At 42.0% G+C, this 12,544-nt stretch carries 12 protein-coding genes and 1 tRNA gene; 1 reads left to right on the forward strand and 12 read right to left on the reverse strand.

The features are described from left to right. Window positions 1-94: 94 nt before the first annotated feature. From BLT94_RS18330 to BLT94_RS18380, 11 genes are all read right to left on the reverse strand, one after another. Complete coding sequence (locus BLT94_RS18330) at window positions 95-1,198, reverse strand: hypothetical protein (RefSeq protein WP_092237329.1); 1,104 nt, start codon at window positions 1,196-1,198, stop codon at window positions 95-97. Window positions 1,199-1,296: 98 nt separating this feature from the next. Continuing rightward, window positions 1,297-2,478, reverse strand: coding sequence for a hypothetical protein (locus tag BLT94_RS18335; protein ID WP_092237332.1), 1,182 nt, complete (start codon window positions 2,476-2,478; stop codon window positions 1,297-1,299). A gap of 96 nt (window positions 2,479-2,574) precedes the next feature. Next, window positions 2,575-3,384, reverse strand: coding sequence for a lytic transglycosylase domain-containing protein (locus BLT94_RS18340; protein WP_092237335.1), 810 nt, complete (start codon window positions 3,382-3,384; stop codon window positions 2,575-2,577). Continuing rightward, window positions 3,381-3,830 carry a hypothetical protein gene (locus BLT94_RS18345; protein ID WP_092237337.1) on the reverse strand — a complete coding sequence of 150 codons (450 nt, stop codon included), beginning with the start codon at window positions 3,828-3,830 and terminating at the stop codon, window positions 3,381-3,383. The genes BLT94_RS18340 and BLT94_RS18345 overlap by 4 nt, the downstream gene beginning before the upstream one ends. Next, window positions 3,827-4,396 carry a hypothetical protein gene (locus tag BLT94_RS18350; protein WP_092237340.1) on the reverse strand — a complete coding sequence of 190 codons (570 nt, stop codon included), beginning with the start codon at window positions 4,394-4,396 and terminating at the stop codon, window positions 3,827-3,829. The genes BLT94_RS18345 and BLT94_RS18350 overlap by 4 nt, the downstream gene beginning before the upstream one ends. A 14-nt stretch (window positions 4,397-4,410) precedes the next feature. Then, window positions 4,411-5,604, reverse strand: coding sequence for a hypothetical protein (locus BLT94_RS18355; protein ID WP_092237344.1), 1,194 nt, complete (start codon window positions 5,602-5,604; stop codon window positions 4,411-4,413). Next, window positions 5,588-6,337 carry a hypothetical protein gene (locus BLT94_RS18360; RefSeq protein ID WP_092237347.1) on the reverse strand — a complete coding sequence of 250 codons (750 nt, stop codon included), beginning with the start codon at window positions 6,335-6,337 and terminating at the stop codon, window positions 5,588-5,590. Before BLT94_RS18360 ends, BLT94_RS18355 begins: the two co-directional genes overlap by 17 nt. A 15-nt stretch (window positions 6,338-6,352) precedes the next feature. Next, window positions 6,353-7,408, reverse strand: a complete 1,056-nt coding sequence (locus tag BLT94_RS18365) for a hypothetical protein (RefSeq protein WP_092237350.1) — start codon at window positions 7,406-7,408, stop codon at window positions 6,353-6,355. Between the two features lie 27 nt (window positions 7,409-7,435). Continuing rightward, a complete protein-coding gene (locus tag BLT94_RS18370) occupies window positions 7,436-7,963 on the reverse strand; it encodes a hypothetical protein (RefSeq protein WP_092237353.1) in 528 nt (175 codons plus the stop codon). An 85-nt stretch (window positions 7,964-8,048) separates the two neighbouring features. Beyond that, window positions 8,049-9,788, reverse strand: coding sequence for an SUMF1/EgtB/PvdO family nonheme iron enzyme (locus BLT94_RS18375; RefSeq protein WP_092237356.1), 1,740 nt, complete (start codon window positions 9,786-9,788; stop codon window positions 8,049-8,051). A 333-nt stretch (window positions 9,789-10,121) separates the two neighbouring features. Continuing rightward, window positions 10,122-11,426 (reverse strand): ATP-binding protein, encoded by a 1,305-nt coding sequence (locus BLT94_RS18380; RefSeq protein WP_092237358.1) that lies wholly within the window; start codon window positions 11,424-11,426, stop codon window positions 10,122-10,124. A gap of 309 nt (window positions 11,427-11,735) precedes the next feature. Between BLT94_RS18380 and BLT94_RS18385 the strand changes: the two genes are divergently transcribed. After that, window positions 11,736-11,811: transfer RNA gene (locus tag BLT94_RS18385), tRNA-Val, on the forward strand. 89 nt (window positions 11,812-11,900) lie between these two features. On the opposite strand, the gene BLT94_RS18390 is transcribed toward BLT94_RS18385, so the two are convergent. Beyond that, window positions 11,901-12,482 carry an OmpA family protein gene (locus tag BLT94_RS18390; protein WP_175530408.1) on the reverse strand — a complete coding sequence of 194 codons (582 nt, stop codon included), beginning with the start codon at window positions 12,480-12,482 and terminating at the stop codon, window positions 11,901-11,903. Between the last annotated feature and the right edge of the window lie 62 nt (window positions 12,483-12,544).

Below are 12,544 nucleotides of genomic sequence, written 5' to 3' on the forward strand. Positions count from 1 at the left end.
TAAATCAGATACGATAGAATCAATCTTGATGTTTGCGGTTTCAAACAAGTTATGAACACGCCTTTTTTTGTTGTAAATCAATTTGCCATGGGTATTACTCAAAAATTTGATCGTGAGTGGAATATTGAGTCGCTCTTTCAGGGTCATGTCGGCCCTTAAACTCTCTGTCCCTGACCCTTTCTCTATTAATAATAAACTGAATGGATCTTGACGTGGCTTCACCTGGAAAAACCCCCATCATCAGCTTCATTTCAGAGGGAGAATATCGATAGGGAACATTGTTGATTCGTATGGTGCCGCCGGCATCAAGAATGTCGTTCACCATTTTCATGATATTCGACTGAAGGCGGAAGGGATCTGTGGTATTGGGATCAATTTCCACTTCCCATTCGGTGACACAGGCCTGGGGATTATCTCTAACGATTCTCTGATTATATCTTCTGGTATCCATTACACCTCGGACTGTATTTAGTATTTTGCCGAATACCTCAATAAGCTCATATTCATTGGCCTGGTCCAGTCTTATATTTAAATATTTTGTCTGTTTTTGAGCATTTCTCGCAAGAATGCCATTGCCGTTACCAGATCCGCCACTTGCTCTCTTTATGAGCTGGGACTGTGCTGTTCCGCTCCAGTTGGTCAACGTCCTGCCAACAACATCGCCAACCTCTTTTTCAACAATGGCAACGGCTTCATCAAAGTCTCTTCTTGTTACCTTAAAAGTTTTCAAGACATTTGCACCCAAAGACCTTCCCCCGCTGTCATATCCTTTGCCGTCCAGCATTGCAGATGCCTTGTAATAACCGTCAGATGTTTTTCTTGTCTTGATTTTCAGCCAGACAATATACACCGCATCCACTGCATACTTTTGGCACATATCTTTTGCCACCAGCATGGAATCTTCTATTGTTTTTTCCATGATTCGGTTCAACTCTTTTTCCGACGCATCTTTTGCAAAAGGATCAATAACTTCAAAATCATGACCAACCAGTTGATTCTCAATAAACCCTGACATTCTCCGATAGTGCAGTCCTAAATCGATGTCTCTGGTATCAGCATCATTTCCCTGCTCCACATAAAACGGCAACACCGCGATTCTGGTTCTTAATTTCGCCTGGACTGATAAGGCACCCAACATAACAAAAACAGCTGTAAGCAGAATGATGAACATGGTTCGTTGCCTTTTTTCCTTTTCCATACCTTCCTCCGGGTGGTGTTAATTTATAGTTTAATTCATTTTATTTTTCTAAATGCATTATCGAACAAATAAATTTGTTTTCCAAGAAACAGTTGTTTTCAATCAAACCCCTTATCAGGCAATGTATGATAAGGGGGCGTATGCATTTTGTTCGGTATACTTTGAGGGATATACTCTTTGTTTTTTAAAACCAGGGGAACTTCACCGTTAAACCAAGCCCTGGATGTAAACCCGGAAACATAGGTGCCGGAAATGTTTTGAGGCACAAAACCTCCGTTTTTATCCGTTATCGGACTCACCCGCCAGACCGCCCGGAGTGCAACCTGTTTCATGGTGGTATACGGTTTGGACTTGGTTTGTGCCATCAAGAGTACGGAGCCCGGTTTAAATTTTTCATTGTCTATTTCAAAAAGATGATTGTTTTTTTGATAAAAATCAATCTGTTTAAAAACAGGGCCGACATCTTCCCGGCTGACCGCAAAGGTCATGCCGTCCATGGAGACAAGTGCCTGCTGCAACTCTTGGATTAAAGCGGTTTTAAACATGGGATTCGTGCTTTTGAAACTGTTTGAACATAACACCACCTGGATTTCATCATCAGATGCGATCTGTTTTCCAAAATTAATCCCCCTTTTCAATGCAAATGACAGCTCGGATGCCATGCTGTAACACAATTGCTCCATAGACCCATAAGGATTTTCTTTAAGCCCCAAGGGAAGTGGATTGGATTTGGCAGATGTCTTCAAAAGCAGGGTTCCAGGACTGGCTTCATCATAGTTCAGCATTGTCTGTCCTTTTACACCGGAAAGCTTCCTTGATTCTGCATCTTTTGCAGTGATGGAAACCTTTATCTGTTCAAAAATTTCATCAGGTTCGACATCAACAATAAAAACAATGAAACCGTCAAGAAAATCAGCATGTGCTGATGGATGCCCGTTTAAAGAAAACGGTTTTGATTCGCGAAGCTCAAACCAGTTTTCCCGTGAAAGGTTTATTATTTCCCTGTCCGATGCAAGCCGGGTTTCCATTCGCTGAACCATCATTTCATCCAGCCGGGTGTAATTTTTTCCCTCTAATAAAGCCTTTGAAACAATTGCAACAGGGGCATTCTGCGAAATTTTTGTTCTGCAATTTGAAACAGTTTCAAGAATAAGCCGGTCTATTTTTTGATCAAATTCAGACTTTAGTTGGGGCTTGATCACAGGCTGGCTACAACCGGTAAAAATCAACACCAGCAGCAAAAAAAGCGGCATCGCAATATTAATTGTGAATTTTTTCATTCTTATGAATTTGACTCCGTATGATTGAGGAACGAAACTTTACTTGTTTTTTGTATATTACAAGTACAAAAACAAATGTCATTTGACAATGATTATTTATTTTTCTTCAAGGATTTTCGCCCAGGTTTGGATTTTTTTTGAATAGGCCCGCTTATCAATAATTCTTTTTGTTCCATTGGAGAAAACAAAAATTTTATTTTTTGGCTTTGCACCGTTGCCGGGACCTGCATAGTAATATTCAAGCGGATATCGCCACGAAGAAATATCCTGCCTTGCCGCAATTTTCATCTTTTGATCTGTGAGCGCCTTTTTATACATCCTGTCCAGATACCATGATCCGGCCATGATTGATGCGCCAGGGTCAAACGGGGTGTCTGGAATGTAAATTCCTTGTTTTTCAAGGGCTTTTTTCGCCATCTTAAACGTTGAATCAATGGTCTGCATCAACCCTTTCGCAGAGGTTGTGCCAGCCTTTGCCAAAGAATCACCGCCTGACTCGGCCATTATCACCGCTTGAATGATTGCTTGTGGGATATCAAATATTTGAGCGGCTTTTTCAATGTGAACCTCATACTGATTTAATCGAAGAGAAATTTTTTGGGCCATGGTTTTGGCAGCCAGGGGATCAACAGGAGCCTGTTTTTCTTCCTCAGCGGAGAAAGGAAGGAAAACCGCTCTTAATTTTTTCCATGGATCGTCATCATCTAAGATCAAATCTGAAACCTGGCCTGAAACCGGTTCTGGAATTGATTCTGAACTCGCCGGTGAAACAGGTTTTGAGACCGATTCAATATCCCTGGCATGAAATTTTTCCTGTAATTGAAACCAGGGATCTTCATTGGCATATCCTGCACCACAAATGGCAAGAAAAAAAATAATCAGATAATTTAATACGTTTTTCATCATATTGTCACCGCAAAGGCAATGGAGATATTATGATCGGAAAAGGATTTAAATGTTTCAAGATATTGAGACAAAGAAATGTTGTTATCTTTGGTCTTCTTGATGTACAAAATCTTTTGAATTGTTTTGCCTTGTTTTTTTATAACAATTCTTTTGTCCTGTTCCAGCCGTTTAAGATCTGTCTGCGGGTCATAGATATCTTTTCCAAACCGCAGATAGATTTTTGAGTCCCTGTTTTCAAGGGTTGCCAACCTCTGTTTTGCCAATTTGGAAAATGTTGATCCGCCCCTCTTTTTCCGGTCCGGTGCGGCCTGGGCTGACCCTGGCTGTTCAAGCGACATGATCAGCATAAAAGAGAACACCATGATCAGCAAAAAAAGGTAGGCAAACAGATCTTTACCCGGATCTCCTGCTGCAAGGGATATGTTGATTGATTGCCGTCGTCTCATGATCTGTCTCCTCCAAGTATGCGACAAATTTTAAGGCTGACCATTGCCTCAAATCGTTTGGCCCGGGTCAGTAAAAACCTTGAGCCGATCAGCGTCAGTACCACCCCGCCAATACCGGCCGCACCAAGCGAGGTATACAATGCCGTTGAAAGCCCCTTGTTCCAGGACGCGGCAAAAACCAGGGATGCGGCCTTGCCGGTTGCAAGCCCCTGGAACATTTCGTTAAACGCCCCGATGGACCCGAAAATGGTGCCTGCAAACCCGATCAGGATAAGGGTGCTGATATAGCCTGAAATTGCCTGGAAATGAACCATGATCCGGCAGTCTATCTCCGCCCAGATCGCATCCACGACAAACGGCACCACCTCTTTTTTTTCGCGTTCTGTCTGCTCAAGCCGGTCAAACAAAGAACCCAGAAAGGACAGGGCCTGAATTTCATTGTTGGGCACATGCCGCAAGTAGTCATACAGCACCACAATGCGGCGGATAATTAAAAACAGGTATCCCAGGAACACCATTCCAAAGAATACTCCGAAATTTTCAAGAAACCATTTTATAAAATCCATGGGCATATCCTATTCTATAAAAGTCCTGCCTTAACAAGAGCCTCAATATCTTTTTGACCTTTAAAACAGGCCAGAGGATCAATTTTTACTGATTCTTGCGATTGAAAATCAACGCGTCTGGGAACAAATACACCAAATCTGCCGCCCCCGTCTTTGTGAACAGCATAGACATCCCCCAATACATCCGCCCTGGAAGGATCGGTTGTCAGCGGCAGGCCCTTTTTTTCAAGGCTCCATTCAAATGCCGTCATGGCCCGTGCATATATGGAATTTCTGACAAATTCATAGGTATAATAACGGACCTGAACATCATCTTTTTTATTAAACCCTGATTCTTCAAGCGCTTGTCCCCATTTTTCCCAGGGCTCCGACACCACAAAGCAGGTCGTGGAAAATTCCGACAAGGACGGACCCGCCACTCTTGATCCGTCACCCAGATCCGTATGGGGCATCTTGTTTTTAAAGGCCACAACCTTCATTTGAAACAAATCATATGCCTTTTCAAGATGCTGAATTCTCAACGGTATTGGTTTTTTATCTTTATCCAGGCTTTGTCCCTGGGCCTGCCATTGGTTATAGGCATCAAAATATTCTTTGGATGGCAGGGTTAACCGCTCTTTTTGTGATCTGTGTTCCATTATCTTGTCATCCAATACTGCCTGAGTCTCTCCCGAGGCAATCGGCATATCATTGTTCTCGAGCATCACAGCAAATGCTTTATCTTCAGTTAAAGCGTTTTTATCAGATCCTTTTGACTCATTTTGTTTTGCTTTTACTTGTTTGAGTTCTATCTGTTTTGATTCTACCTGTTTTACAGGTTTTGCCTCTAGAGGCTGTTGCTCAAGAGCTGCCTGTTTTTCCTGAAGTTGGGCCAAAGGTTTTGGTGTTGCAGAAGGTGTGACTTTATTCATAGGCTTCACCACCGGTTCAGGCTCCGACACAGGCTCAGACTCCGACACAGGTTCAGACAAAGGCTTGGGTTGTTTAACGGGTTTGGTTATTGTAACAGGCTCTGACTCTGATTTTGAGTCCGGCAGGGGTTGCGGCTTTGAAGGTTCAAACACATGCTCAATCGTAACAAGCACCTGATCTGCAGACCTTCCCATTTTATAAACAATGGACACACCTGTCAGCAGTACAAGAAAGACAAAAAGAGCAATCCTTGTGACTTTCAGCCTTCCTGTATTATGCTTAAACAGCGCCGTCATTGCTGATTGCCTTTGTTATGCTTCGATCAATGACAGGGTCTTCTGGCTCCAGACCTTTTTCCTGCCACATATCTGTTTGTTTTTTAATTCTTTGCGCAAGCAGGGGCCATGCTGCTGCAAGTTTGTCTTGTTTTTCAAGATAGGCTTTATAGGATTCTGAGGTTTGAAAATAATATTGGATTCGGTCCGTATTTTTCGCGGTCATGGAAGATGGGTTCAGATCATACAAGGACAGGTGTTCGCAAGAATCAAGGCTGCTTTGAATAAGGTCTTTATATGTATCAATTTCATCCTTGATATTGGTTTGCATCATCTTATATTTTTCATTTACAAACCCGGTTCTGTTAAAATCGGTTCTGTTAAAATCAGACGGGTTCCCTGTTTTTCCTGCTGCATGTTTTTCAGGCAGTCCTTTGAACACCTCGTTTTTTTTTGCAAAGGCAAGATCCTGCTCATACTCGGCATAAGTGGCAAGTTTTGTTCCGTACAACACAAGTTTCTTTAAATTTGAAAAATATTCGTAAAAATAGATTTTCTGCTGAGTGGATGCCATGGACTGAGGATTAAATTTTTTTATGATCTGTTCGGACATCTGTTGAGTTTCCTGTGCAAGATCCTGTTGCGAGGTTTCAGTATACGCTTTGAACAGCGACTGACCAAAGCTGTTGGCTGACACCAGAACTGTCAGGCTGATGATATAGACCATAATTGTCATAACATTATTTTTTTTCATTTTTTTCCTCCTTTATCACCCTTGGGACCAGGCTGCCCGTTCTTTGCCAATAAATTCAATCTCTTTTTCATAACTGATGGCACCTCCCGTGGTCACATTATCATCATCAACGGTTTTGATTCCGTCCAGCCCCTCCAGCACATCATTGACCATGTCGTTTAACACCCCGTCCAGTTTGTCCGTGGAAGCAGAAACAATATCAAGTGTATTGGAAAGCTCTTTAAGATTTGAAAATCCTATACTTGAAAGAGAATCGGCAAAACCCGTGCCCCCGGTTTCTGCAACAGGAATAATTTTATTAAATGCATAATTTAAATTGGAAATCACATTGATAAATTTTTGGGGAATGTTTTCCCCGTGTTCCCGGATTTTTTCACGGGTTTTTTCAGACAACCTCTGATTCATGGCAGCAATCTTCAGCCTTGATTCATACAGAACTCTTCTTTGCTTAATCTGCCTGATCCGGTTTTTAACCCGGTTGTATTTGGCCAGCAACCGTTTTTTCATCATTGGATCATCCGCTGTTCTGATCCGGTCAAGAAGATTTTCCGCTGTCGCAGCGGCCTGGTTAAAGCGTGCAAGTTCTGTTTTTTTATAATTTTTAATGTTCAGTTCATGATTGTCGTTGATGGACCGGGTGGCCTGGGTATCGACGATGGACTCTGCAATGGCACTGTCAAATGACTCCAGGGACAAGAGAAGTGGATCAATGTTTTGATCACACACATCTTTGAGTTTCCCGACTTCCAGAATAATCCGGGCATTTATATTGGCCCTCCTTGTTTTTCCCTCTGGATCATCTTTTGACAGCATGCCGGCTTTTTCAAGTCTTTCCCGGGTATCCAGCAATTTTTGAAGTTCACCGGTCCGGACGGCAAACTCGGAAAACATTGTCCTGGAAGATTCTTTTAAAAGAGACCCGCTGCTCTCAATCCTGTCCCGTGACTGTTTTGCAATCTGAACAGCCCTGTCAGCCGCCTTAACATCAGTACTGCCGATCAACTGGGCCAACGTCAATATTATGGCAACAAGGAAAATAAATACTGCATTTAACACTCTGTGTGATATCATCACGCTCTCCTTTCGCAAACGCTAAGATTATAAGAAAAATTTTCGGTACAGATCCGTATCAAGCCGCTTGCACACACGCATGGCTCTTTTTAATCTTGCATCATGCTTTGTTTTGGCTTTTTTGATTTCAAAACCGACATAGGCCTTCATCAGGCGTTGATCGTTTTCCCGGTAGGATTTGCCGCCCCTGATGATCCCGAGAAAATAGGTGTAGGTGGCCAGGGAAAACTCATTTTCACTCTCATTTGCATTAAACTCATGAACCGCTTTGGCAAGGTGGTTCATGGGAATAGGACGGCTCTGGATCAATGATTTTTTCATCAGGCGCTTCCAGCAGGGCAAATTATTTTCAAACAAGGCCTGATCCAGAACCAAGGCCAGTTCATCGCCTGCAATTTCATTTTGCCCCATGGATAGAGCCTGGCTGCAGGAAATCGTCTGTTTAGGTGTTTGCATAAGTTCAACGGTTTGTGTTTTTCCCAGACATCCCTGGGCAACAAATAAAATTATGACCAGGAACAGGGCAAGCAGTATACGATGTTGTTGACTAATCATTTATTTTCCTCCTTTTGTTGATAAGTTTCTCTGCCTTTTGAAATCTATATCGAAGGAAAATTTTGATTTTCTGAAAAAAAAACAATTAATTGTTAATTGTTAGCCGGAATCCCAGGAAGCTGTCCCGGTAATCGGTCAAATCCCTGCGCCGGTAAGCAGCCCGCAAAAACTTGGGCAGGTAATCCCAGCTGCCGCCGCGATCAACGCGAAAGGCGCTCCCGGATGTTATGAATGGATTGTTATGATCATGTTTTGAATAAGCATTTTTATCATAAACATCCTCACACCATTCCCAGGCATTGCCCAGCATATCAAACAGACCAAAGGGATTGGGCAGGTATGTTCCCACAGGTGCTGTGAACTGATATCCGTCACTGCACGCAAATGAAGGGTCCCAGCCGCTTCCTTTATCCGCTACATTGGCATAGTTGCACGCCTGGGAATCAGAATCCCCCCAGAAACGCATGGACTTTGTCCCGCCACGGGCTGCATATTCCCATTGGGCTTCTGTTGGCAGGGAAAATTTTTGCTCTGATTTTTGGTTCAGCCAGTTTATGAAAACCTTGGCATCATTCCAGGAGACACAGACAACAGGATGAATATCTGTCTGGCTGAAGCCTGGTTTTTTCCAATTATAGCCTATCTCTTCTTTCCAAATCCAGTTTGTGTGCTTGTTTTTGATCCAGGCCTTGCCTTTTTTGTCAGCATCTGTCCTGTAACCGGTCTCTTTAACAAATTGTTTGAACTGCCCCCGGGTCACCTCGGTCTTTGCCATCCAAAACCCGTCCACACAGACTTTGTGCAGAGGAAGTTCATCCATGCAATATCTGCTGTACATATCTTGCCCCGCCTCTTTGATCAGGTACTGTTTTTCAGCTTTGGTCTGCCCCATTTTAAAGCATCCGCCCGGCACCCGGACAAATTCCATGCCCAGTACCGGATCTGTCCAAGCGTCACCTGGTTCAGGTTTGGCCGGTTTGTGGGTTACCGGTTTATTGCCCAGGGATTTGTTTGCCAGGGGGGAGTGAACCGGTTTGAGCTTAAAATGGCTCTTGTCGGATGATTCTGATGATGGAGGCAAAGCTTTTCCGGCAAGAAAATAGTCGGGAAACGGGGTTGTCGACACCCATGGCACCTGTTGTTTGTTTGTTTTTTTCATCACATCCAGCCCTGTTTGGTTGAACATCTTCTGGATATCCAGATTTGGGTTCTGAAAATTTTTTAACAAGGCTTCAGTATAAGTCCCGTTCCTGCCGTCCCCGTCAGCTGCCACAGATCCGGGAGATGTGGCATAAGCAATCACCGTGCCCAAAGGAGCATTCATTTGGACAAATCCTTTTTGGAATGTTCGAAAACTTCGTTTAAACGGATTGTCCCGGCAGGCATCCAGGATAACAATGTTCAAAGGATTTCCCGCTCGTTTCATCTTGGCAAGGAGTCGGCTGACAGCAACTGACTCAAACTCCACTTCTGATTCTTCCCGGATAGTTGTATGGACAGGAATCAAATAGTTTATCCCGTTGATCTGCATCCCGTGCCCTGCAAAATAGAACAGACCTATCTCAGACCGTAATAATTTTCTGCTAAATTCACGAAAAGATTTCAGCATGACTTTTTTAGGTACATCTGTTTTTAAAATAACATCAAAGCCAAGCTTTTTTAACACGCGGGCCATGGCAACGGCATCATTCACAGAATTTTTCAAAGGGCCGGACCGGTAGCTACCGTTCCCGATTACAAGCGCTGTGCGCTTGCCGGTTGTTGCCATGGGAATATTGGCGGCAAACAGCAGCAGCACTGCAAAAAATATCATTTTTTGAATCATTGCCAGCTCCTGAATATGATCTTTCTTCCGCTTTTCCAGTGGATAAAAATCTGTTTCAAGTTATTTAAACAAAACTGAATTCAAGATAAACAAAGAGGATGACCAGATAAATATAGGTTTTTTCTATATAAAACAGCAAAAACCATACCTGTGGCTTTGCACCTCAAAATCTTATTTAGCAAAAAATTACAAGCAATTATGGTGGGTATTCTATGAAATAAATGTAACAATGTTACATAAAGTACATAAAACTTGAGCAATAAAGTACATGATTAATCGTTAAAGTACATGATTAATCGGTGAGAATAAAAAAATTCCAGAATTTGTTACGAATCAAACAAATCTCGTGTAAACAGGGATAAATGTTAATTTATCCACATCCTGTCTCTCAAATGAAACTGGTGACATAACATATCCTTTTTCGACATGGGGATGTTCATTTAAAAAAATATGCAGGCTCTTAAGCTTTCCGGCAGGTCCGCTTTTAACTTCTATAGGCCAGATCCTGCCGTCTTTGACATAAAGGTAATCCACTTCTGCGGAACTGCTTTTTTTTGCCCTTGACCAGTAAAACAGTTTAAAATTTTCAGAACCGCTGGCTGCAAGCAATTCCTGCCCGACAAACTGCTCTGCTAATGCCCCTTTATATACATTGGACAAATTTTTTTCTTTCAAGACATCCGACGGATTAATCCCGCAACAATACTGCATCAGTCCCACATCCAGGAAAAGCGGTTTCATTACTTTGGATGATGCGGTTGCATTCAGCGGAAGCCCTGTGGCATCTGAGGATTTGATGATGTGCAACAGCAATGCCCGCTCAAGGATGTGAAGGGATGTTTTGGTTTTTTCAATCCTTCGATCCGGATCCAGCCGAGTATATTTTATCTGACTGCCCACATGCGACGGCACAGATCTCATTAAATGATCCAGACTGTCAATATCTGCTCTTTTTTGATATTTTACCAAAGACTGCAAAAAAGATTGATATATTTCTTCATGAACGACAAAACTTTGAGTTAAAGAACCTGTCCGGCAATATCTTTTTACAGCTTCAGGCATTCCGCCAGTGAGAATATACCGTTTGAGCTGCTCTATTATTTTAAGATGAATGGTTTCACTGACAGGGCTGAAATTTGAAATACAAGGCAGCTTGTCTGCAAGTATTTCTCTGCCGGAAGCATTCAAGAATTCATGAAACGTCATGGGCCGCATCCACTCAAAAGAGATGCGGCCAACCGGGAAAGAGATGCTGCCCAATGTAAACTCAAGCATTGAACCTGCTGCAATGATATGAAGTTTTGGAATTTCTTCATAAAAATACCGCAAACTCAACAAGGCTCTTTCACACTCCTGGATTTCATCTAAAAACAAGAGAGTTTTCCCAGGTGTAATGCTTATGTTTGCGTGAACTTCAAGCTCCAGAATCATTTTTTCAGTGGACAGATCTCCTTCAAAAATCCTGTGGATAGTTCGATCCCGTTCAAAATCCAGTTTTATAAAAGTTTCAAAATGGGTTTCTCCAAACCGGCACACGGAATATGTCTTCCCGACCTGGCGGGCCCCCCTGATTACCAAGGGTTTTCTGAATTCACTTTTTTTCCATTCAACCAATTGTGTGTCAATATCCCGTTTCATAATCCCACCTCCCACTTTTCATTATTACATGAATAAGTAATTTTACAAGGTAAATATACCATTGATAATGTAATTTTACAATGCACTTTTGGGGAGCCTGGATTATGTATTATTTAAAATTTATTGAGACAAGTCCGTATCTTTTGGATAATATCTGATATTTTTTATGAATTCGATATGATTTAAAAAAGGGATACCGAAGAAAGCTCAAAAAAACAATACAACAATTTTTTAAAATATTTCATACGTTCGTTGTGTACGTTTTTCTTGACATCCTCAAAGGTTTTTGGTAATAAACCATAATTGTTCAGGCGCGTAACTCAGTTGGTAGAGTGCTACCTCGACACGGTAGAAGTCAGCAGTTCAAGTCTGCTCGTGCCTACCATAAAAATCAAAGGCTCACAGTTTTTAACTGTGAGCCTTTTTTGATACCTAACTCTTATATGTGTGATAAAAAGCATAATATTTTTCTTTTTACCGATTAACAATTTCAAATTCAACACGTCGATTGATCTGTTTGTTGTAAGGGATTGTATTGGGTTTCAGAGGCAGCAATTCTCCATACCCTCTGATTTGCAGCCTTTCTTCGGGAAGATTGAAAGCGGCAACCAGATAGGCTTTAACAGAGTCGGCCCGGTCAAAACTCAGTTTTAGATTATACGTCTGTGTTCCGTCAGAATCCGTATGGCCGTTGATCATGATGGTTTTGTCTTTGATCGCATTTGATATCAATGCCGTTCCAACTTCATTTAAAAGGGTATAGGACGATTTTTTCAAGGCAGAAGAATCATAATCAAATTCTATTCTAATTTTTAGCTTTGGGACATCCAGGTTTTCATCAACCACCACAATGGTTTTTTCCATTTTATTGTTGATCCTTTCGGCCACGGCAATAGTCCGCTTTTTTGAGGCAAAGCTTCGATATTTCACCGGTGGCCGGGTCAGCTCTTTTACCATCTCATCGCTCGTGGTTTGAAACCGAACTTCATCTGCCCACAAAAAAGAGGTCGATACTAAAAAGGCAACCCAAACCAATAGAGCTGTTTTTTGAATCATTTTGTTTTTCTCCATGTCCTTTTTATTATGTTTTATTAATTTTGCATGCAAGCTTAACAATT

Source organism: Desulfobacula phenolica (genome assembly GCF_900105645.1).
GTDB lineage: Bacteria > Desulfobacterota > Desulfobacteria > Desulfobacterales > Desulfobacteraceae > Desulfobacula > Desulfobacula toluolica.

Coding starts and splice junctions, on each gene's coding strand:
- BLT94_RS18330 (WP_092237329.1), bottom strand. CDS start 1,198: ATGGAAAAGGAAAAAAGGCAACGAACCATGTTCATCATTCTGCTTACA.
- BLT94_RS18335 (WP_092237332.1), bottom strand. CDS start 2,478: ATGAAAAAATTCACAATTAATATTGCGATGCCGCTTTTTTTGCTGCTG.
- BLT94_RS18340 (WP_092237335.1), bottom strand. CDS start 3,384: ATGATGAAAAACGTATTAAATTATCTGATTATTTTTTTTCTTGCCATT.
- BLT94_RS18345 (WP_092237337.1), bottom strand. CDS start 3,830: ATGAGACGACGGCAATCAATCAACATATCCCTTGCAGCAGGAGATCCG.
- BLT94_RS18350 (WP_092237340.1), bottom strand. CDS start 4,396: ATGGATTTTATAAAATGGTTTCTTGAAAATTTCGGAGTATTCTTTGGA.
- BLT94_RS18355 (WP_092237344.1), bottom strand. CDS start 5,604: ATGACGGCGCTGTTTAAGCATAATACAGGAAGGCTGAAAGTCACAAGG.
- BLT94_RS18360 (WP_092237347.1), bottom strand. CDS start 6,337: ATGAAAAAAAATAATGTTATGACAATTATGGTCTATATCATCAGCCTG.
- BLT94_RS18365 (WP_092237350.1), bottom strand. CDS start 7,408: ATGATATCACACAGAGTGTTAAATGCAGTATTTATTTTCCTTGTTGCC.
- BLT94_RS18370 (WP_092237353.1), bottom strand. CDS start 7,963: ATGATTAGTCAACAACATCGTATACTGCTTGCCCTGTTCCTGGTCATA.
- BLT94_RS18375 (WP_092237356.1), bottom strand. CDS start 9,788: ATGATTCAAAAAATGATATTTTTTGCAGTGCTGCTGCTGTTTGCCGCC.
- BLT94_RS18380 (WP_092237358.1), bottom strand. CDS start 11,426: ATGAAACGGGATATTGACACACAATTGGTTGAATGGAAAAAAAGTGAA.
- BLT94_RS18390 (WP_175530408.1), bottom strand. CDS start 12,482: ATGATTCAAAAAACAGCTCTATTGGTTTGGGTTGCCTTTTTAGTATCG.